This window comes from Streptomyces sp. NPDC094034 (genome assembly GCF_040303865.1).
Taxonomy (GTDB): domain Bacteria; phylum Actinomycetota; class Actinomycetes; order Streptomycetales; family Streptomycetaceae; genus Streptomyces.
On the sequence record NZ_JBEOUD010000024.1, the window covers coordinates 67,307 to 91,123 of the forward strand.

Annotated in this window: 1 protein-coding gene (running past one end of the window); it reads right to left on the minus strand. The window is 74.0% G+C overall.

Annotated elements, in window-relative coordinates:
* Positions 1 to 23,817, minus strand: the 3' portion of a protein-coding gene (locus tag ABTZ59_RS21660; RefSeq protein WP_351408697.1) for a type I polyketide synthase. It continues 4,851 nt past the right edge of the window; 23,817 of the gene's 28,668 nt are visible here — the last part of the coding sequence; the start codon falls outside the window, past its right edge; it ends in the stop codon at positions 1 to 3.

Sequence of the window (23,817 nt, forward strand, 5' to 3'; positions counted from 1 at the left end):
CTACAGGTCGGACTGGCCGCCCAGCGCGGCCCGCACCAGGTCTGCCACTGCCATCGAGTCGATGGACTCGTCGGTGGTGTCGGTTCCTTCGTCTCGCACCGGGGCGCTCTCGCCCCGTCCGGCCAGTTGGAGCAGTGGTTCCAGCACGCCGATGTCCCGCAACCGCGCGAGCGGTACGGACGCCAGGAGGGCCCGGATCTCCGCCTCGTCGCCGTCGGCCCCGGCTCCGTCCCCCTGGTCGGGGATCAGTTCGCCGAGCACATGCTCGGCGAGGGCCGTGGGTGTCGGGTGGTCGAAGACGAGCGTCGCGGACAGGCTCAGGCCGGTGGCCGTGTTGAGCTGGTTGCGCAGTTCGACGGCGCCGAGCGAGTCCACTCCGAGGTCGCGGAAGGACCGTTCGGCGCCGACGGCGTCCGTGTCCGGATAGCCGAGCACCCGCGCGGCCCGGGTACGGACGAGGTCGACGACCGTCTCCAGTCGCCGGTTCGCGGGCAGGCCCGTGAGCCGGTCCCGCAGTCCGCCTTCGGCCGCGCTGTTGCCGGGCGCCGCCGTCGTCGTGGCCACCAGCTCGCCGTAGCCGGGGAGTTCACGGAGCAGGGCGCTCGGCCTGACCGCGCCGAAGGCGCCGACGAAGCGGTCGAGGGCGACCTCGGCGACGACCGCGGTCGGCTCGGGCTCCGCGACCAGCCTGAGCAGCGCCTCGCAGGCCAGCGCCGGGTCCATGGCGCCGATTCCGGCGCGCTCCGCGGCCGCGTCGGCACCGGCGCCACCGGCCATTCCGCCGCCGCCCCAGGCGCCCCAGGCGATGGAGGTCGCCGGCAGGTCCTGGGCGCGGCGGCGTTCCGCCAGGGCGTCCAGGACCGCGTTGGCCGCCGCGTAGTTGGCCTGGCCGGGGTTGCCCACGGCCGCGGAGGCGGAGGAGAAGAGCACGAACGCCGCGAGTTCCAGCTCACGGGTCAGTTCGTCGAGCAGGAGGGCCGAGGTGACCTTCGAGCGGAAGACCGCCTCGAACCGCTCCGGGGTGAGCCGGTCGAGCACCCCGTCGTCCAGCACACCGGCGGCGTGGACCACGCCGGTGAGCGGGTGCTCCGCCGGGATGTCGGCCAGTACGGCGGCCAGTTGGGCGCGGTCGGCGACGTCGCGGGCCGCGATCGTGACGGCCGTGCCGAGTGCGTCGAGTTCGGCCCGCAGGGCGTCGGCGCCCGGTGCCTCGGGGCCGCTCCGGCTGAGCAGCACCAGGTGCTGGACGCCGTCCTTGGCGAGCCTGCGGGCGACATGGGCGCCGAGGGCGCCGGTGCCGCCGGTGATCAGGACGGTGCCTTCCGGGTCCCAGGCGCGGGCGGACCGCTCGCCGGGCGCCCGTACCAGCCGTCGGGCGAGGACCGCGGAGCCGCGCACCGCCACTTGGTCCTCCCCGTCGAGGCCCGCCAGCGCTCCGGCGAAGCCCGCCGCGGCGCGATCGTCGAGCGTCCCGGGGAGGTCGATCAGACCGCCCCAGCGCTCCGGGTACTCCAGCGCGGCGACCCGGCCGAGACCCCATACGGCGGCCTGGAGCGAGCGGTGCGCGCCGTCCGCGCGGTTCACGGACACGGCGCCCCGGGTGGCGCACCACAACGGCGCGTCGATCCCTGCGTCTCCGAGTGCCTGGAGCAGTACGGCGGTGAGGGCGGCGCCCTCGGGCACGCTGCCCGCGAGGGTCTCGCGCAGCGCCAGGAGCGAGAGGACACCGGAGAGCCGGGTGCCGTCCTCGGCGTGGCCGCCCGGGGCGAGGGCACGCAGTTCCGCGGCCAGTTCCGTCCGGTCGGGGCTGCCCATGGCCAGCCGTACGACCTTGGTGCCGAGCGCGGCCAGCGCGTCGGACACCCAGGAGTCCTCGGTCAGTTCGGCGGGCACCACCGCGAGCCAGGTGCCCGTCAGCGGCCCCCGGTGGGCGAGGGACGCGCCGGCCAGGGCCTTCCAGACGATCCGGTGGCGCCAGCCTTCCACGACCGATTCGTCGTTCCGCTGCCTGCGCCAGTCCAGCAGCGCGGGCAGCACCTTCGACAGGGCGTCGCCCTCGACGTCCAGGGCGGATTCCAGCGTGGCGAAGTCCTCCTGTTCCACGGCGTCCCAGAACGCGCGGTCCGTGGCCCCGGTCTGCCGCGCGTCGGCGCCGGCGGCGGTGGCGCCGGGCATGACGTCCGGCCAGAACCGGCCGTGCTGGAAGGCGTAGGTGGGCAGGTCCAGCCAGGTGGCTCCGGTACCCGCGAAGAACGCGGACCACCGAGGGCTCACCCCGTGGACGTGCAGCCGGGCGATCGCGGTGACGAGCGTGGTCTCCTCGCCCCCGCCCTTGCGCAGGACCGGTACGGCCAGGGCGCCGCCCGGCGCCGTCTCCTGGGCCTGCGCGGAGAGGACCCCGTCCGGGCCCAGTTCAAGGAACGTGGTCACGCCGCGCCGCGCCATCGTCCGTACACCGTCGGCGAAGCGGACGGCCTCGCGGACGTGCCGTACCCAGTACTCCGGCGAGCACAATTCGTCGGCCGTGGCCTGAGCACCGGTCAGATTGGACACCATCGGGATACGGGGCGCCCGGGGTGACAGCGCGGCGACGACGGTGCGGAACTCATCGAGCATCGGCTCCATCAGCGGTGAGTGGAAGGCGCCCGAGACCCGCAGCCTGGTCGTCCTGCGGCCCTGGGCCGCCAGTTGGGCCGCGACCTCCAGGACCGGGTCCTCGGCGCCGGAGATCACCACCGACACCGGACCGTTGACCGCCGCCACGGAGACCCGCTCCGACAGCAGCGGCAGGACCTCCTCCTCGGTGGCCTGTACGGCGACCATCGCGCCACCGGACGGCAGGGCCCCCATCAGCCGGGCACGGGCCACCACCAGCCGGGCCGCGTCCTGAAGCGAGAACACCCCCGCCACATGGGCCGCGGCGATCTCACCGATCGAGTGGCCGGCCACGAAGTCCGGCCTCAGATCCCAGGACTCCACCAGACGGAAGAGCGCCACCTCGATCGCGAACAGCGCGGGCTGGGTGAAGCACGTCCCGTTCAACGGCTCGGCGTCCTCGCCCCACATCACCTCGCGCAGCGAGCGGCCCAGTTCGGCGTCGAGCGCGGCCAGTACGGAGTCCAGCGCCCGCGCGAACACCGGGAAGGCCTCGTACAGTTCGCGTCCCATGCCGAGCCGCTGCGAACCCTGGCCGGAGAAGAGGAACGCGCGCTTCCCGACCCGCTCCACATGGTGCTCGACCAGTTCCGAGGCGGTGGCGCCCGCGGCGAGGGCCGCGAGTCCCGCGAGCAGTCCGTCCCGGTCGGTGACCGTGAGGGCGGCCCGGTGTTCGAAGACCGCCCGGGTCGTCGCGAGCGAGAACGCCAGATCGGTCAGCGGCGCGTCGGGGTGTTCCGTCACCCGGGCATGGAGCCTGCGGGCCTGGGCGCGCAGTGCGTTCCCGGACTTGCCGGAGAGCAGGACCGGCAGCGCCCCCGCCTCACGAACGGGCGCCTCGGGCGCGGTGGGCGCCGGGGCGGGCTCGACCGGCGCCTGCTCCAGGATGACGTGGGCGTTCGTACCGCTGGCACCGAACGAGGAGACTCCGGCGCGGCGCGGGCGGCCCGACTCGGGCCAGGCGACCGCCTCGGTGAGCAGCCGGGCGGCGCCCGCCGTCCAGTCCACATGCGAGGTGGGGGTCTCGGTGTGGAGCGACCTCGGCAGGGTGCCGTGCCGCATCGCCATCACCATCTTGATCACGCCCGCGACACCGGAAGCGGCCTGGGTGTGACCGATGTTGGACTTCAGCGACCCGAGGAGCACCGGGCGTCCCGGGTCACGGTCCTGGCCGTAGGTCGCCAGCAGCGCCTGTGCCTCGATGGGGTCACCGAGCTTGGTGCCGGTGCCGTGGGCCTCGATGGCGTCCACCTCGGCGGCCGTCAGAGCGGAGTTGGCGAGCGCTTGGCGGATCACCCGCTGCTGGGCGGGTCCGCTGGGCGCGGTCAGTCCGTTGGAGGCGCCGTCCTGGTTGATGGCGGAGCCGCGCAGGACCGCCAGGACGTGGTGGCCGCTGCGTCGGGCGTCGGAGAGCCGCTCGACGACGAGGATGCCCACGCCCTCGGACCAGCCGGTGCCGTCGGCGTCCTCGGAGAACGCCTTGCAGCGGCCGTCGGGCGACAGCGCGCCCTGGGCGCTGAATTCGACGAAGCCCGCGGGGGTGGCCATCACGGTCACACCGCCGGCCAGCGCGATCGAGCACTCGCCGGAACGCAGCGCCTGGGCCGCCAGATGCAGCGCGACCAGCGACGAGGAGCAGGCGGTGTCGACGGAGACGGTGGGTCCCTGGAGACCGAAGGAGTACGCGAGGCGGCCGGACAGGAGGCTCGCCGACTGGGCCGTCTCCCACTGTCCCGCCTCGGCCGGCGGCCGGTAGTCGCCGCTGCCGCCGCCGACGTAGACGCCGGTGGTGCTGCCCCGCAGGGTCGCCGCGTCGATGCCCGCGCGCTCCAGCGCCTCCCAGGCCGTTTCGAGCACGATGCGCTGCTGCGGGTCCATCACGATGGCCTCGCGCGGCGAGATGCCGAAGACCGCGGGGTCGAAGTCGGCGGCGTCGTGGAGGAAACCGCCGTTTCCGGTGGTGCTGCGGCCGCGTCCGCCCTCCGGCGGACCGCCGAGCAGGGTGTCCAGGTCCCAGCCTCGGTCGGTGGGGAACTCGCCTACGGCGTCGGTCTCGTCCATGACGAGCCGCCACAGGTCTTCGGGCGAGCCGATACCACCGGGGTAGCGGCAGGCCATGCCGACGATGGCGACGGGGTCGTCGCCGGTACGGGCCGAGGCCACCACGGGGGCCGCGGGGTCCGGCAGTTCGCCGAGCAGCAGGCCGCGCAGATGACCGGCGAGTTCGGCCGGGGTCGGGTGGTCGAAGACCAGGGTGGCGGGCAGGGTGACGCCGGTCGTGGCCGTGAGCTGGTTGCGCAGATCGACAGCGGTCAGCGAGTCGAACCCGAGGTCGCTGAAGGGCAGATCGGGTTCGACGACCGTCGCGTCCGGGTGTCCGAGGACGAGGGCGACCTTGTCGGTGACCAGCGTGAGCAGGGCGTCGGCGCGCTCCGCCGCGGGCAGTGCCAGCAGCCCCAGCCGGTAGGTACCGGCCGCGGGCCGCTCGTCGCCGCGGTCGCGTTCGACCGCGGCGATGGCCTCGCGTGCTTCGGGCAGGGCGGAGAGCAGGGCGCTGCGGCGGGCCCTGGTGAAGGCAGGTGCGAAGGTCTCCCAGCGCACATCGGCCACGGTCACGGCGGGCTCGCCGTCCGCGACGGCGCGGCCGAGCGCGGCGAGTGCCGCGTCGGTGTCCAGCACCGGCAGTCCGTTCATCCGCAGATGCGCGGCCATGCTCATGTCGACCACGCCCGACCAAGCGCTCCAGGAGACGGAGAGGGCGGTGGCGCCCCGGGCGCGGCGCTGCCGGGCGAAGGCGTCGAGGTACGCGCCGAACGCGGCCTCGTCCGCCTGGCCCCGGACGCCCCAGACCCCGGCGATCGTGCCGAAGAGGACGAACGCGTCGAGCGGCCGGTCGCCGAGGACGGTGTCGAGCCGGCGCACCGCGGCGAGCGCGGCGGCGAGGCTCCCGGATCGGGAGTCGGCGGATCCGCGGTCGTCGGCACCGGTGATCTCTTCCGCGTGGATCACCGCGGTCAGCGGCGTGTCCTCGGGGAGCGCGTCGAGCAGCGCGGTCAGCGCCTCGGGGGCGGCGGCGTCGGAGAGGTCGGAGGGGGCGGAGAGGTCGCAGACGGCGAAGGTGACGGTGGCGCCGAGCCGCTTCAGTTCGGCTTCGAGCGCGTCGGCCCCGGCGAGATCGGAGGCGTGACGACCGGTCAGCACGAGGTGCCTGGCGCCCTCGCGGGCCAGTCGGCGGGCGGCCCGGCCGCCCATCGCTCCCGTACCGCCGGTGATGAGCACGGTGCCGGTGGGGCGCCAGGAGGCGCCGGACGGGTTGGCCGCCGTGGTGGTGGCGCGGACCAGCCGGCGTCCGAGTGCTCCGCTCGCGCGGACCGCGATCTGGTCCTCGCTGTCCTGAGTGTGACGGTCCGTCAGGATCGCCGCGAAGGTGGCGCCGGTGCGGTCGTCGATCGTGCTGGGGAGGTCGATCAGACCTCCCCAGCGGTCGGGGCGCTCCAACGCGGCGACCCGGCCCCGGCCCCATACGGCGGCCTGTCCGGCGCTGAGCGGCGGCTCGGAGGGCGTCACGGAGACGGCGCCCCGGGTGACGCACCACAGCGGCGCGTCGATCCCCGCCTCGTCCAGGGCCGTCCCCAGCGCGTCGGGCCAGGTGGCATCGGACGGCAGGTCCCTGGCGCCCGTGGCGTCCGTGGCATCCAGGGCCCCTGTGGCGAGCAGGGAGACAACGCCGGTGTAGGGGGATCCGTCCCGGTTCGCGCGTGCCGTGGCCAGTAGTTCGGCCAGTCCGAGGGGGTCGGCGGGGTCGGCCGAGACCGTGTCCAGGCGGACCGTGCCCGTACGCAGCGCCTCGACGACGGCGCGGTGCCACGGCGAGTCGGCGCCCGATTCCATGATCACCAGCCAGTCGCCGGACGGCTCGGTCACGGCCGGTGCGGCGAGCGGTGTCCAGGTCTCGTGGTAGCGCCAGTCGGCGCCGACGGCCTGCTCGCCCCTGCGGCGGCGCCAGGCGGTGAGCGCGGGCACCATCGCGGTGACGGTGTCGCCGTCCAGGTCCAGCGAGGCGGCCAGCGACTCCAGGTCCTCGCGTTCCACCGCCGACCAGAACTCGGCCTCCACCGGGTCGGCCGCCCCGGCGGCGGCGAGCGCGGCGGGTTCGGGCCAGTACCGCTCGCGCTGGAAGGCGTACGTCGGCAGTTCGACCCGGTGCGCGCCCAGCCCCTCGAAGAAGGCGGCCCAGCGCGGTCCCGTGCCCCGCGTGTGCAGCGCGGCCAGCGCGGCGACCACGGCCGCCTCCTCGCCCTGCTCCTTGCGCAGGAGCGGCACCACCACGGGCGCGGGCTCGACACCGTCCAGGCTCTGCTGGGCCATCGCGGCGAGCACCCCGTCGGGGCCCAGTTCCACGAATGTCCCGACCCCGGCGTCCCGCAGGGTGCGCACGCCGTCGGCGAACCGTACGGCTTCGCGGGCGTGCCGCACCCAGTAGGCGGGCGAGCGCAGTTCGTCCGCCGTCGCCAGGGCGCCGGTCAGGTTGGAGACCACCGGGATACGGGGCTCCTCGTAGCCGAGTCCCTCGGTGACCCGGGCGAAGTCCGCCAGCATCGGGTCCATCAGCGGCGAGTGGAAGGCGTGCGAGACCCGCAGTCGGCTGGTGCGACGTCCGTCGGCGGCGAACGCCTCGGCGATCTCCAGGACGGCGTTCTCGGCACCGGCGATGACCAGTGCGCGCGGGCCGTTGACCGCCGCGATCGAGACATCGTCGGCCGTCAGCGGCGCGACTTCGTCCTCGGTGGCCTGGAGGGCGACCATCGCGCCGCCCTGCGGGAGCGCCTGCATGAGCGTGGCGCGGGCCGCGACCAGCCGGCAGGCGTCCGCCAGCGAGAACACCCCCGCCACATGCGCGGCGGCGATCTCACCGATGGAGTGACCGGCCACGAAGTCCGGGGTCAGGCCCCAGGATTCGGCGAGCCGGAAGAGCGCGACCTCGATCGCGAACAGCGCGGGCTGGGTCCATCCCGTCTCGTCGAGCAGCTCCGCCTCGAAGGTGCCCGGGTCGGCGAACAGCACTTCCCTGAGCGGGAATTCGAGCTCGGTGTCCAGATGGGCGAGGACCGCGTCCAGGGCTTCGGCGAACACCGGGAACCGCTCGTACAGCTCGCGGCCCATGGCGCCGCGCTGGCTGCCCTGGCCGGAGAAGAGGAACGCGGTCCTGCCGGGGGCGCGGCTCGCCACACCGCGCGCGCTCTCCCGTACGCCGTCGGCGCCGGCCAGCAGCACCGCGCGGTGCGGGAAGACCGTACGGTCCGTGGCGAGCGAGCGGCCGATGTCCAGTGGGGACAGGCCGCTGTGGGCCGCCGCGAAGGAGGTGACCCGGTCGATCTGGGCCTGAAGCGCCTCGCGGGTCCGGCCGGAGACGAGCCACGGCACGACGGCCGGGGTGGCGACGGGCTCGGCGGTCTCCCGCGTCGGTGCTTCGACAGCCGGTGCCTGCTCGACGATGACATGCGCGTTCGTACCGCTGACACCGAACGCCGAGACTCCGGCGCGGCGCGGGCGGCCGGTCTCCGGCCATGCCTCCGGTTCGGTGAGCAGCCGCACGTCGCCCGCCGTCCAGTCGACATGCGTGGAGGGGGCGTCGATGTGCAGCGACTTGGGCAGGGTGCCGTGCCGCATCGCCAGCAGCATCTTGATGACACCCGCGACACCGGCGGCGGCCTGGGTGTGGCCGATGTTGGACTTGACGGTGCCGAGCAGCAGCGGGCGTTCCCGGTCGCGGCCGTATGTGGTGAGCAGGGCCTGGGCCTCGATCGGGTCCCCCAGGGTGGTGCCGGTGCCATGCGCCTCGACGGCGTCGATGTCGCGGGCGGTCAGTCCGGCGTCGGCGAGCGCCTGCCGGATGACGCGCTGCTGCGAGGGTCCGTTGGGGGCGGTCAGTCCGTTGGACGCGCCGTCCTGGTTGACGGCGGTGGAGCGGATGATGCCGTGCACCTGGTGTCCCTCGCGTACGGCGTCGGAGAGCCGTTCCAGGACGAGGACGCCGACGCCCTCGGACCAGGCGGTGCCGTCGGCGGCGTCGGAGAACGCCTTGCAGCGGCCGTCGGGGGCCAGTCCGCCCTGGGTGGAGAACTCGACGAAGGAGTCGGGGCTCGACATCACGGAGACACCGCCCGCGATCACCAGCGAGCATTCACCGGCGCTCAGTGCCTTCCCGGCCCAGTGCAGCGCGACCAGCGAGGAGGAGCAGGCGGTGTCGATGGTGACGGCCGGGCCCTCCAGCCCGAGGGCGTAGGAGAGCCGGCCCGACATGACGCTGGCGGTGTTGCCCGTGGCCACATACCCCTGGACGTCGGAGACGGATTGGCGCAGCAGGGTGGGGTAGTCCTGGCCGTTGGTGCCGACGAAGACGCCGGTGGTGGAGCCGCGCAGAGCGGACGGGTCGATTCCGGCGCGCTCCAGCGCTTCCCAGGCCGCTTCGAGCAGCAGGCGCTGCTGCGGGTCCATCGCCAGCGCCTCGCGCGGCGAGATACCGAAGAAGCGGGCGTCGAAGTCGGCGACCCCGGTGAGGAATCCGCCTTCGAGGGTGTCGGAGGCGCCCGCGCGGAGGGCGTCGATGTCCCAGCCCCGGTCGTCCGGGAAGCGGGTGATGCCGTCCCCGCCCCGGTCCAGCAGCTGCCACAGCTCCTCGGGCGAGGAGACGCCGCCGGGGAAGCGGCAGCTGATGCCGACGACGGCGATCGGGTCGTCGTCGAGCGGGTTTCCCCCTGCCACCGGCGCGGCGGCGGGTTCCGGCAGCGAGCCGAGGAGTTCGGCGAGCAGGAAGGCGGCCAACTCGCGCGGGGTCGGCTGGTCGTAGACGAGCGTGACGGGGAGGCTGAGCCCGGTGGCGGCCGCGAGCCCATTGCGCAGTTCGAGTGTGGTCAGCGAGTCGAAGCCGAGGTCACGGAAGGGCCGGTCGTCCTCGATGGCACCGGCGTCGGAGTGGCCGAGCACGGCGGCCACTTGACCGCGCAGCAGGTCCCGCAGGTGTCCGCCGCGCTCGGCCGCGGGGAGTCCCGCGAGCCGCTGCCGTAGCTCCGGCTCCCCGTCGACGGCGCCGGACGGGGCGGTGGCGGACTGCCGTACCTCGGGCAGGTCGCCGACCAGCGGCAGGGGGCGGGTCGGCGCGAAGGCGCGCAGGAAGCGGATCCAGTCGATGTCGGCGAGCGCGAGGGCGGTGTCGTCCCGCTCGATGGCGCGGAGCAGGGCGCGGACGGCGGGTTCCGGGGCGAGCGGCTCGAAACCGCCGCGCCGTACGCGGGTCTCGATCTCGGCAGCGTCGGCGACCATGCCGGATCCGGCCCAGGGGCCCCAGGCCACCGAGAGCGCGGTCTGTCCGTGGGCGCGCCGGTATTCGGCGAGGGCGTCCAGATAGGCGTTGGCCGCGGCGTAGTTGCCCTGTCCCGCGGCGCCGAAGACGCCCGCCGTGGAGGAGAAGAGGACGAACGCGGACAGCGGCAGCCGGGCGGTCAGTTCATGCAGATTGCGCGCGGAGGCGACCTTCGCGTCCAGGACGGTCCTGAAGCTGTCCTGGGTCAGCGCGTCCACCACGCTGTCCGCGACCACACCGGCCGTGTGGAAGACCGCGCCGAGCGGGGCGTCCTCGGGGAGGGCACCGAGCAGGGCGGCCAGTTCCTCGCGGTCGGCGACATCGCAGGCCGTGATGGTGACCCGGGCGCCGAGTCCGGTCAGTTCGGCGCGCAGCGCGTCGGCGCCCGGGGCGTCCTCGCCGCGCCGGCTGACGAGCAGCAGATGTTCGGCGCCGGCGCGGGCGAGCCCCCGGGCGACATGCCCGCCGAGGCCGCCGGTACCGCCGGTGATCAGGATGGTGCCGGACGGGTCGAAGGGCCCTGTGCCGCTCCCCGCGGCGGGGCTGTGGGCGAGCCGGCGTACGAAGACGCCGGAGGCGCGTACGGCCGCCTCGCTCTCGCCGCCGGTCCCGGCCAGGACGCCGCGCAGCCTGCGCGCGGTGTGGGTGTCGAGCCGCTCGGGCAGATCGACGCAGCCGCCCCAGCGGTCGGGATGTTCCAGCGCGATGACGCGGCCGAGGCCCCATACGGCGGCCTGGTCGAGTCCGACCACCGTCTCGGAGCGGCCCACGGAGACCGCGCCGCGGGTGACCGTCCACAGCGGCGCGCCGATACCGGCGTCGCCGAGCGCCTGTACGGCGACGGTGGTCAGCGCGAGGGAGTCCGGTACGCCTGTGCGTGACACGCTCTCGCAGCCGGCGAGGCCGAGCAGTGACAGGACCCCGGCGAACTCCCCGTGCTCGGCGTGGAGTTCGGCGAGCCGGGCGGCGAGCGCGGTCCGGTCGGCGCCGGTGACCTCGCAGCTGACGGTCCGGGTGGCGAGGGCGCGCACGACCTCGTCGGACCACTCGGCGTCCTCCGTGCGGGGCGCGGCGAGGACGAGCCAGCGGCCGGTGAGCGCGGTCGGCGCGGTGGATCCGGTCCCCGGCTTCCAGGTGACCCGGTAGCGCCAGGCGTCCATCTCGGACTGTTCGTCGCGGCGGCGGCGCCAGGCGGTGAGCGCCGGGACCATCGCGGTGACGGTCGCGTCGTCGAGGCCCAGCGAGGCGGTGAGCGCGCCGATGTCGTCCCGTTCGACGGCCGACCAGAACTCGGCGTCCGCCGCGCTGCCCGCGCTCACCGGCGTATCCGTGACGGCGAGCGTGTCGGGCCAGTAGCGCTCGCGCTGGAAGGCGTAGGTGGGCAGTTCGATCCGGCGCGCGCCGGTGTCCGCGAAGTACGCGGCCCAGTCGATGTCCACGCTGTGGGCGTGCGCCCCGGCCAGCGCGGTGACGACCGTCCGCTCCTCGGTCCTGCCCGCCCGCAGCAGCGGCAGCAGTCCGGTGTCCGGCGCGTCGGTGAGGCACTCCCTGGCCAGGCCGCAGAGCACACCGTCGGGGCCGGTCTCCAGGAACGTAACGACGCCGCCCTGGGCCGAGAGCCAGTTGATCCCGTCGGCGAAGCGGACGGCCTGACGTACGTGCGTGACCCAGTACTCCGGGGTGCGAACCTGGTCGTCGGTGGCGAGCGAACCGGTGACGTTGGAGACGAGGGGGATCACCGGCGGGTGGTAGGTGATGCCCCGCGCGACCCGGGCGAAGTCGTCGAGCATGGCGTCCATCAGCGGCGAGTGGAAGGCATGGCTCACCCGCAGCCGCTTGGTCTTGCGGCCGTCGGCCGCGATCGTCGCGGCGATGTCGAGGACGGCCTCCTCGGCGCCCGCGACAACGAGCGACGCCGGGCCGTTGACGGCGGCGATGGACACCTCGTCCTCGCGTCCGGCGAGCAGCGGCAGGACCTCGTCCTCGGCGGCCTGGAGGGAGATCATGGCGCCGCCCTCGGGCAGCGCCTGCATCAGCCGGCCGCGCGCCACCACCAGGGCGCACGCGTCCTCCAGGTCGAACACCCCGGCGACATGGGCGGCGGCGAGTTCACCGATGGAGTGCCCGGCCAGATAGTCCGGGGTGAGGCCCCAGGACACGGCCAGCCGGAACAGCGCCACCTCGATGGCGAAGAGCGCGGGCTGCGCGTACTCGGTGCGGTCGAGCAGGGCCGCTTCCGCCGAGCCCTCGGCGGAGAACAGGATCTCGCGCAGCGGCCGGTCGAGCGCGCCGTCGACCCGCGCCAGTACGGCGTCGAGCGCGTCGGCGAAGACGGGGAACCGCTCGTACAGCTCCCGGCCCATGCCGGGGCGCTGGCTGCCCTGGCCGGTGAAGAGGAACGCCGTACGGCCGCGGCCCGTACCGCCCTCGACGACCCCGGGGCCTGGCAGTCCGTCGCGCAGGGCCAGCAGGCCCCGCAGCAGTTCGTCGCGCTCCCCCGCCACCACGGCGGCGCGGCGCTCCAGACCGGCCCGGGAGGTGGCCAGGGAGTAGGCGAGGTCGGTGAGGCGCGCGTCGGGGCGCTCCCGCACCAGCGAGAGCAGCCGGCCCGCCTGGGCGCGCAGCGCGCTCTCGCTCCTGGCGGAGACCACCAGCGGGAGGAGGCCGGGGCGGGGCTCGCCGCCGGGTGCCGCTCCTTCTGCGGGCACCTCGGCGGGCTCGTCGGCGGGCTCGTCGGCGGGCTCGTCGGCGGGGGCCTGTTCGAGGATGGTGTGCGCATTGGTGCCGCTGAGTCCGAAGGATGAGACGGCGCCGCGGCGCGGGCGGCCGGTCTCGGGCCAGTCGGTCCGCTCGGTCAGCAGCCCGATGGCGCCGGAGGACCAGTCCACGTGCGAGGACGGGGTGTCGACGTGCAGGGTCTTCGGCACGATGCCCTGCTGGAGCGCGTGCACCATCTTGATCACACTGGCGACGCCGGAGGCCATCTGGGTGTGGCCGATGTTGCTCTTCACCGAGCCGAGGAGCAGGGGCCGTTCGGCGTCCCGGTCCTGTCCGTAGGTGGTGAGCAGCGCCTGCGCCTCGATGGGGTCGCCCAGCGCGGTGCCGGTGCCGTGGCCCTCGATGACATCGATCTCGCGTGACTCAAGTCCGGCGTTGGCCAGGGCCTGGCGGATGACCCGCTGCTGCGAGGGGCCGTTGGGGGCGGTCAGTCCGTTGGAGGCGCCGTCCTGGTTGACGGCGGAGCCCCGTACGACCGCGAGTACGGTGTGGCCGTTGCGCCGTGCGTCGGAGAGGCGCTCCAGCAGGACCAGTCCGACGCCCTCGGCGAGCGTCATGCCGTCGGCGGCCTCGGCGTACGCCTTGCAGCGGCCGTCGGCCGCGAGCGCCCGCTGCCTGCTGAAGCCGACGAAGGCGCTGGGGGTGGACATGATGCTGACGCCGCCGGCGAGCGCGAGGGAGCTCTCGCCGTCGCGCAGCGACTGGCAGGCCAGATGCAGCGCGACCAGCGAGGAGGAGCAGGCGGTGTCGAGGGTGACGGCCGGTCCCTCGAAGCCGAAGAGATAGGAGACCCGGCCGGACAGCACGCTGGAGAGCGTGCCGGTGATCATGTGGCCCTCTGAGCCCTCCGCGGAGTTGGCCACGCTGGACGCGTAGTCCTGGTAGCTGGCGCCGATGAAGGTGCCGGTGCGGCTGGAGCGCTGGGCGACGATGTCGATCCCGGCGTGTTCGAAGGCTTCCCAGGCCGTTTCCAGCAGCAGGCGCTGCTGCGGGTCCATCGACATGGCCTCGCGCGGCGAGATGCCGAAGAAGCCGGGGTCGAAGTCGGCGACGTCCCGCAGGAATCCGCCCTGGACGGAGTAGGTCCTGCCGGAGCGGTCCGGGTCGGGGTCGTAGAGCGCCTCGGCGTCCCAGCCGCGGTCGGCGGGGAAGCCGGAGATGGCATCCGTACCGTTCAGGACGAGCTTCCACAGCTCTTCCGGTGAGGTGACCCCGCCGGGGTAGCGGCAGCTCATGCCGACGATGGCGATCGGATCGTCGTCGGCCCCGGAGAGGGCCCCGGATCGAGACGCGGGGACGGGCGCGGGGAGCGCGGGCGCCCCGGTGGCGCTCCGCGCGCCGGCCAGTTCGGCGCGGAGGAATCCGGCGAGCGCGGCGGGGCTCGGATGGTCGAAGACCATGGTCGTGGGCAGCGTCAGCCCGGTGACGGAGGCGAGACGGTTGCGCAGTGCGACGGCGGTGAGCGAGTCGAAACCGACGTCACGGAAGGCCCGTTGGTCGGGCAGGGCGTCGGGCGACGAGAGGCCGAGGACGGCCATGGCTTCGGCGCGCACGACCTCCAGCACCAGCCGGTCCTGCTCGGCGGCGGACAGCGCGCGCAGCCTGGCCGTGAACTCGCCCTCCTCGACGGTGCCGGTGCTCTGCCCTGCGGCCTCGGTGAGCGCCCGGACCTCGGGGACCTCGGTGAACAGGGCCGTGGGGCGGCTTGAGGTGTAGACGGGGTAGTACGTCTCCCAGTCGACGTCGGCGACCGCGATGACGCTCTCGTCGTCGTCCAGGGCCCGCTTCAGTCCGGTCAGCGCCAGTTGCGGGTCCATGAACTCCAGACCGCTGCGGCGGATCAGCTTCGGGTCGACGCGGCCGGCCTTGATGTCGTCCGCCCAGATGCCCCAGGACAGGGAGGTGGCGCGCAGCCCGCGGGCGCGCCGGTGGGCGGCGAGCGCGGCGAGATAGGCGTTGCCCGCCACATAGGCGGCGTGTGCCCCGCTGCCCCACATACCGGCGGTGGACGAGTAGAGGATCAGGTCGTCCAGGTCGTCGTTGTCGAGGAGTTCGTCCAGGACCTGGGCGCCGGTCACCTTCGCGTGCAGGACGCGGGAGAAGGCGTCCATGGTGGTCTCGGCCAGCGAGTACAGCTCGATGAGCGCGGCGGTGTGGACGACCGTGCGTACGGTACGGCCCTGGGCCTTGAGGTCATCGAGGAGCGCGGCGACGGCTTCGCGGTCGGTCACGTCGCAGGCGACGGCGGTGGCCTGCGTACCCGACGCGGTGAGTTCGGCGACGAGTTCGGCGGCGCCCGGGGCGTCCATGCCCCGGCGGCTCATCAGCACCAGATGCTCGGCGCCCTGTCCGGCCAGCCAGCGGGCGAGGTGCGGGGCGAGAGTGCCGGAGCCGCCGGTGACGAGTGTGGTGCCGCGCGGTGTCCAGTCGCGGGAGATCCCCTGCTCACCGGCCCCGGCGCGGACGATGCGGCGGGCGAAGAGACCGGAGGAGCGGATGGCGAGCTGGTCCTCCTCGCCCAGCGCGCCCGAGAGCGCGGCGGCGAGCCGTTCGGCCGCGCGCCGGTCGAGCGTGTCCGGCAGGTCGATGACGCCGCCCCAGCGCTGCGGGTGCTCCAGCGCGGTGGTCCAGCCGACGCCCGACACCAGTGCCTGGACGGGGGAGGTGACCTCGTCGGAGCGGCCGGTGGAGACCGCGCCCCGGGTGAGGAACCAGAGGGGGGCCTCGCTTCCGGCGTCGCCCAGGGCCTGGACCAGCGAGACGGTCAGGGCCAGTCCGAGCGTCAGCCCTGGGTGGCGCTCGCCGGGCTCCTCGGCGGCGGCGAGCGTCGAGACGACCCCGGCGAACTCACCGGCCTCGGCCAGCCGTTGGGCGAGGACCGCGCGGTCCACGCACGGCTCGTCGAGCACCAGCCGCATCACCTGGGCGCCCTGGCCTGCGAGCGCGTCGGCCACCTCACCCGTGTCATGGCCCTCGGCGGACACGACGAGCCAGCAGCCCTTCGGCGACCGCCGCGCAACGGTGCTCAGCGGCGTCCAGGACACCCGGTAGCGCCAGGACTCGACGGTGGAGCGGTCCCTGCGGGACCTGCGCCACGCCGACAGCGCGGGCAGCACGGCGGCCACGGAGTCCTCGTCCGTGCCCAGGGTGGAGGTCAGCGCGGACAGGTCCGCCCGCTCCACCGCCGTCCAGAACTCCTCGTCGACGGGGTCGGCGGCGACCGCGTGCCCGGGGGCGGGCGCTATGGCCCAGAGCCTTTCGTGCTGGAAGGCATAGGTCGGCAGATCGACCCGGCGGGCGTCCGTGCCCGCGAAGAGTCCGGCCCAGTCGGCCTCGACTCCGCGTACGTGGGCCTCGGCGACCGAGAGCAGGAAGCGCGAGAAACCGCCCTGGTCGCGGCGCAACGTGCCGGTGGCGACGGCCGGTTCGGCCGTCTCGTCGATCATGTCCTGGACCGACATGGTCAGTACGGGATGCGAGCTGACCTCGATGAAGGCGCGGTGACCGGTGTCCAGCAGATCGCGTACGGCGTCGGCGAAGAGGACCCGCCGGCGCAGATTGCGGAACCAGTAGCCCGCGTCCATCTGTTCGGTGTCCAGCCAGTCACCGGTCATGGTCGAGAAGAACGGGACGTCGCAGGCGCGCGGGGTGACCGGCGCCAGGACGGCGAGGAGTTCGTCGCGCAGGTCCTCGACCTGTGCGGAGTGTGAGGCGTAGTCCACGGCGACCCGACGGACCCGTACGTCCTCGGCCGTCAGCTCGGCCGCCAGTTCGTCCAGCGCCTCGGGTTCACCGGAGACCACGACCGAGCGCGGCCCGTTGACCGCGGCCACCGACACCCGGCCCGACCAGGACTCCAGCCGGCTTTCCAGCTGATCCACCGGGAGCGCCACGGACATCATTCCGCCGCGTCCGGCCAGCGCCCGGCCGATGGCCTGGCTGCGCAGCGCGACGACCCGGGCGCCGTCCCGCAGGGACAGCGCGCCGGAGACGACGGCCGCCGCGATCTCGCCCTGCGAGTGGCCCACCACCGCGGCGGGCTCCACACCCCGGGAGCGCCAGAGGGCCGCCAGCGACACCATGACCGCGAACGAGGCGGGCTGGACGACATCGACGCGCTCCAGCGTGGGGGCGCCCGCCGCCTCCCGCAGCACATCGACGAGGGACCAGTCCACGAACTCACCGAGAGCGGCGGCGCATTCGCCGATCCGCTCGGCGAAGACCGGTGATTCCGCCAGCAGTCGGGCGCCCATTCCGGCCCACTGCGAGCCCTGTCCGGGGAAGACGAAGACCGTCTTGCCCTCGACATCGGCCACGCCCCGGGCCACCACGGCCGACGGTCCGTCGGCCGCGACGGCACGCAGGGCCGCCAGCGGGTCGCAGTCCTCGCCGGGCACCACCACGGCGCGGTGCTCGAAGACCGAGCGGGACGCGACGAGCGAGAAGCCCAGATCGATCGGGCGGGGCGCGGGGGCGGCGTGCTCGACGTACGAGACGAGCCGGGCCGCCTGCTCGCGCAGCGCGGCGCCGGTCCTGGCCGAGACGGCCCAGGGGACGACGCCGCCCGCGACGGACACCGGCGAAGGCGCGGGAGCGGCCTCTTCGGCACCCTCGGGCTCCTCGGCCAGGGGCGCCTGCTCAAGCAGCGTATGGGCGTTGGTGCCGCTGATACCGAACGACGAGACGGCGGCCCGGCGCGGGCGGCCGGTCTCGGGCCACTGGACGCTCTCGTGCAACAGCCGCACCGTACCGGAGGACCAGTCCACGTGCGAGGACGGGTTCTCGGCGTGGAGCGTCCTCGGGAGGACGCCGTGGCGCAGCGCCATCACCATCTTGATGACGCCCGCGACACCGGCGGCGGACTGGGTGTGCCCGATGTTGGACTTGACCGAACCGAGCAGCAGGGCGCGCTCCGGGTCGCGGTCCGCGCCGTAGGTCGCCAGCAGCGCCTGCGCCTCGATCGGGTCACCGAGCGGCGTGCCGGTGCCGTGTGCCTCCAAGGCGTCGATGTCGGCGGGGGCGAGTCGGGCGTTGGCCAGCGCCTGCCGCATCACACGCTGCTGCGAGGGGCCGTTGGGGGCGGTGAGTCCGTTGGACGCGCCGTCCTGGTTGATCGCCGAGCCACGGATCACCGCGAGGACGGGGTGTCCGTTGCGCTGGGCGTCGGAGAGCCGTTCGACCAGCAGGATGCCGACGCCCTCGGCGAGCGTCATGCCGTCCGCCTCGTCGGAGAACGCCTTGCAGCGGCCGTCCCGCGCGAGGGCCCGCTGCCGGCTGAACGCGACGAACGGCGCGGGCGTGGTCATGATGGTGGCGCCGCCCGCGACGGCCAGCGTGGATTCGCCGTTGCGCAGCGACTGGCAGGCCAGATGCAGTGCGACCAGCGAGGACGAGCAGGCGGTGTCGACGGTGACGGCGGGGCCTTCGAGCCCGAAGACATACGCGATACGTCCGGACAGGACGCTGGGGCTGCTGCCGGTGACCATATGGCCCTCGGCGCCGTCGCCCGCTCCGAGTCCGTAGTCCTGGTAGCTGGAGCCGATGAAGGTGCCGGTCAGAGTGGAGCGGGCCTCGGCGGGGTCGATCCCGGCGCGCTCGAAGGACTCCCAGGTGGTCTCCAGCAGCAGCCGCTGCTGGGGGTCCATCACCAGCGCCTCGCGCGGGGAGATACCGAAGAACGTGGGGTCGAACGCGTCGGCCTCGTGCAGGAATCCGCCGAGCGTCGAGTAGGTCCTGCCCTGCCGGTCGGGGTCGGGGTCGAAGAGCCCCTGGGCGTCCCAGCCGCGGTTGACGGGGAATTCCGTCACCGCGTCCGTGCCGTCGGTGACCAGGTCCCACAGCTGTTCCGGGGAGTCGGCGCCGCCGGGGAAGCGGCAGCTCATGGCGATGATGGCGATGGGCTCGTCGTCGGCCGCGCCGGTGGCGACCGGGCCCGCCGTCTCCAGGACGGAGCCGAGGATCTCGGCGCGCAGATACCGCGCCAGCTCCAGCGGGGTCGGATAGTCGAAGACCATGGTGCTCGGCAGGGTGAGGCCGGTGACGCCGGAGAGCCGCTTGCGCAGTTCGACGGCGGTCAGCGAGTCGAAGCCGATGTCGCGGAACGCGCGTCCTTCCGGTACACCGTCGGCGGAGCCGTGGCCGAGGACCGCCGCGGCCTCGCTACGTACGAGATCGGCGAGGAACCGGTCCCGCTCGGGCTCGTCCAGTGCGCGTACGCGCGAGACGAACTCGGGGGCGCTGCCCGCGCCGTCCTGTTCGGCCGCGCTCGCGAGCGCCTGTACCTCGGGCAGGGCGGCGAGCAGCGCGCTGGGACGTACGGAGGTGAAGACCGGCGCGTAGCGCTCCCAGTCGACATCGGCGACCGTGACGGTGGTGTCCCGCTGGACGACGGCGCGGCGCAGTTCGGTCATGGCCCGGCCGGGCTCCAGGAAGCCGAGTCCCTGGCGCTTGAGGGTGCCGGAGACCGTCTCGTCGGCGGCCATACCGGCTTCGGCCCAGGGACCCCAGGCGATGGAGGTGGCGGTCAGTCCCCGGGCGCGCCGGTGCTCGGCGAGGGCGTCGAGATAGGCGTTGGCGGCGCCGTAGGCGCTCTGGCCGCCGCTGCCCCAGACACCGGCGATGGAGCCGAAGAGGACGAACAGATCGAGTTCGCGGTCCCCGAGCAGGGCGTCGAGATGGGCGGCGCCCGCCAGCTTCGCGGAGGTCAGCTCGGCGAACTCGGCGGGGGTCAGCTCGGCCAGCGGGCCGTACTGGCCGACGCCCGCGGTGTGCACCACACCGGTCAGCGGCAGTTCGGCCGGAATGCCCGCGAGTACGGCGGCGAGCGCCTCGCGGTCGGCGGCGTCGCAGCGGACGATCTCAACGCGGGCGCCCAACTCCTCCAGCTCGGCGCGGAGTTCGGCCGCGCCGGGCGCGTCGGGGCCACGCCGGGAGGTCAGGACCAGGTTCTCGGCGCCGGAGCGGGCCAGCCAGCGGCCGACCTCGGCGCCGAGGCCACCGGTGCCACCGGTGACCAGGACGGTGCCCCGGGCGGTGAACTCCCCGGCGGCGGGCAGCGCGTCGACGGTGTACCGGACGAGTCGGCGGCCGCAGACGCCGGCGGCGCGCAGCGCCACCTGGTCCTCGCCGTCGCGGGCGTCCTTCGTGGCCAGCACGCCCGCGAGCCGCTGGGCGGCTTGCTGGTCGAGGGTGCCGGGCAGATCGATCAGCCCGCCCCAGAGCCGTGGGTACTCCAGGGCCACGGTCCTGCCCAGTCCCCAGGTGGCGGCCTGGGCGGGGTGGGTGACCGGGTCGGCGGGGCCGGTGGACACGGCGCCACGGGTGACCGTCCAGAGCCGTCCCCGGGATCCGGTGTCGTCCAGTGTTTGGACGAGCGCGAGCGTCAGGGCGAGGCCGTTGGTGAGCGGGGCGTGGCTGTCGCTGGGGCGCTCGTCCAGCGGGAGCAGGGAGAGCACCTGGGCGGCGCTGTCGAAGCCCTCGGTGGCTTCGAGCCGCGCGGCCAGCGTCCGCCGGTCGGCGCACGAGGGATCGAGGACGAGGCGGCATACCCGCGCGCCGTGGGCGCTGAGCGCGCGCGTCAGTCGCTCGGCGAGATCGCCGCCGTCCCCGTCGGTGTCCTCGACGTCGCTGGTGACGAGCAGCCAGCTGCCGTCCAGGACCGGCGCGGCCGGCTTGTCGAGACGGGTCCACTCGACGCGGTAGCGCAGCGAGTCCAGCAGGGTCTTCTCCTGGTTGCCGCGGCGCCAGGAGGTCAGCGCGGGCAGCAGGGAGCCGAGGGAGTCGTGTTCCTGTTCGCCCAGGCCGAGGAGGGCGGCCAGCTCATCGGCGTCGCCGCGCTCCACGGCGGCCCACAGCCGCTGGTCCCCCGGGTCGGCGGTCGCCGGACCCGAGGCCGGTGGCAGCTCGGGCCAGTAGTACGTGTGCTGGAAGGCGTAGGTCGGCAGATCGACGCGGCGGGCGCCGCTGCCCGCGAAGTAGGCCGGCCAGTCGACGGTGACGCCCTGGACCTGGAGCCTGGCCAGCGCGGTGGTGACGGCCGCCGCCTCGGCGCGGTCGGCGCGGCAGAGCGGGACGAGTTCGGCTTCGTCGGTGTCGCCCAGGGTGTCCTGGACCATGGCGGAGAGCGGCGCGTCGGGGCCCAGTTCCAGGAAGGTGGTCGTGCCGGCGTCGCGCAGTGTGCGTACGCAGTCGGCGAAGCGGACCGCGTCGCGGACATGGGCGACCCAGTACTGGGCCGAGCACACCTCCTCGGCGGTGGCGAGGGCGCCGGTCAGATTGGAGACGAGCGGGATGCGCGGCGCGCTGTAGGCGAGTCCTTCCGCGACGGTGCGGAACGCGTCGAGCATCGGGGCCATGCGCGGCGAGTGGAAGGCATGGCTCACCCGCAGGCGCTTGGTCCTGCGCCCGCGCTGGTCGAACGCGGCGGCGATCTCCAGGACGGCGTCCTCGTCCCCGGAGACGACCAGCGAGTCGGGGCCGTTGACCGCCGCGATCGAGACGGAGTCCTCGCGGCCTGCGAGCAGCGGGGTGACCTCGTCCTCGGTGGCCTGTACGGCGATCATCGCGCCGCCCTCGGCCAGCGCCTGCATCAGCCGGCCGCGGGCCGCGACCAGGGCGCAGGCGTCCGGGAGCGTCAGCACGCCCGCGACATGGGCCGCCGCGAGTTCGCCGATCGAGTGGCCGGCCACATAGTCCGGCGTGACGCCCCAGGACCGTACGAGTCGGAACAGCGCGACCTCGACCGCGAACAGCGCGGGCTGGGTCCAGCCGGTCTCGTCCAGCAGCGCGGCCTCGGCGGTGCCCGCGTCGGCGAACAGCAGCTCGCGCAGCGGGCGGTCGAGCAGTGGATCCAGCTCGGCGAGCACCGCGTCGAGCGCGTCGGCGAACGCCGGGAACCGCTCGTACAGTTCGCGTCCCATGGCGGGCCGCTGGCTGCCCTGGCCGGTGAAGAGCATCGCGGTCCTGCCCCGCCGTGCCGCCTCGCCCTCGATCAGTCCGGCGTCGGGGCGGTCGGTGGCCAGCGCGGTGAGGGACCGCAGCAGCGCGGTACGGTCCTCGGCCACCACGGCGGCGCGCTGGTCGAACCGGGTGCGGGTGGTGGCGAGCGAGAACGCCGCGTCCACCGGGTCCAGTTCGGGCCGCGCCTGAACGTACGAGAGCAGCCGGGCGGCCTGGCCGCGCAGGGCGTCCCTGGTCCGGCCCGAGATCAGCCAGGGCACGGCTGCGGGCTCGCGGCGCGGCGCGGTGCGCGCCGGGGCCGGGGTGCGCGGGGCCTGCTCGATGAGGGTGTGGACGTTGGTACCGCTGATGCCGAACGAGGAGACACCGGCCCGGCGCGGGCGGCCGGTCTCGGGCCAGGGCCTCTGCTCGGTCAGCAGCTCCACCGCGCCCTCGGACCAGTCCACATGCGACGACGGAGCATCCACGTGCAACGTCCGCGGCAGCACACCATGGCGCATCGCCATGATCATCTTGATCACACCGGCGACTCCGGCGGCGGCCTGGGTGTGCCCGATGTTCGACTTGACCGAGCCGAGCAGCAGCGGACGCTCCGGGTCACGGTCCCTGCCGTACGCGGCGAGCAGGGCCCCTGCCTCGATCGGGTCGCCGAGCGTGGTGCCCGTACCGTGCGCTTCCACCACATCGATGTCGTCGGCAGCGAGTCCCCCGTCGGCCAGTGCCTGACGGATCACCCGCTGCTGCGAGGGACCGTTCGGGGCGGTCAACCCGTTCGAGGCCCCGTCCTGGTTGACGGCCGAACCACGCACCACCGCCAGGACCTCGTGACCATTGCGCCGCGCGTCCGACAGCCGCTCAAGCACCAGCATGCCGACACCCTCGGACCAGCCCACACCGTCCGCGGCGTCCGAGAACGCCTTGCACCGGCCGTCGGGCGACAGTCCGCGCTGACGCGCGAAGTCCACGAACACCGACGGCGTCGACATCACGGTCACACCACCGGCCAGCGCCAGCGAGCACTCACCGCCACGCAGCGCCCGCATCGCCCAGTGCATCGCCACCAGCGACGACGAACACGCCGTGTCCACCGTCACCGCCGGACCCTCCAGACCCAGCGTGTACGACACCCGGCCCGAGGCCAGGCTCGCCGAACTGCCGCTGCCCCGGAAGCCCTCGAACTCCGGGCCGGCCAGCACCGCTCCGTAGTCGCTGTACATCACCCCGGCGAACACCCCGGTCGCGCTGCCGCGCAGCGTCGTCGGGTCCATGCCCGCCCGCTCCACGGCCTCCCAGGAGGCTTCGAGCAGCAGCCGCTGCTGCGAGTCGGTCGCCAGCGCCTCACGCGGCGACATCCCGAAGAACGCCGGGTCGAACTCGCCCGCCTCGTGCAGGAATCCGCCCGAGCGGGTGTACGCCGTACCGGCGTGGTCCGGGTCCGGGTGGTAGAGCGATTCGATGTCCCAGCCACGGTTGGCGGGGAAGCCGGAGATGGCGTCGGCGCCCTCGGTGACCAGCCGCCACAGATCCTCCGGCGAGGCCACCCCGCCCGGGTAACGGCAGCTCATCCCGACGACCACGATCGGATCGTCGGCCACCGCCGAGGTCCGGTTGGCGACGGGCCCGGCCACCGCCGCGTCGGAGCCCAGCAGTTCATCGAGGAGATAGGCGGCCAGGGCGCGCACGGTCGGGTAGTCGAAGACCAGAGTGGCGGGCAGCCGCAGCCCGGTGGCGGTGCCCAGCCGGTTGCGCAGTTCCACCGCCGTCAGCGAGTCGAAGCCCAGCTCGCGGAAGGCACGCCCGGCGTCGATGTCCGCGCCACTGGTGTGGCCGAGGACGAGGGCGACCTGACCGCGTACCAGATCGAGCAGCAGCTCGGCGCGCTCGGCCGCCGCCAGCCTGGTCAACCGCTGGACGAGACCGCCGGCCGTGCTCGATCCGGCGACCGACGCCCGGCGGGCGCGGGTACGGATCAACGACCGCAGCAGCGGCGGGACATCGCCCCGCGCGCGGAGCACCGGCAGATCCAGCCGTACGGGTACGAGGGCGGTCTCGCCCGTGGTCAG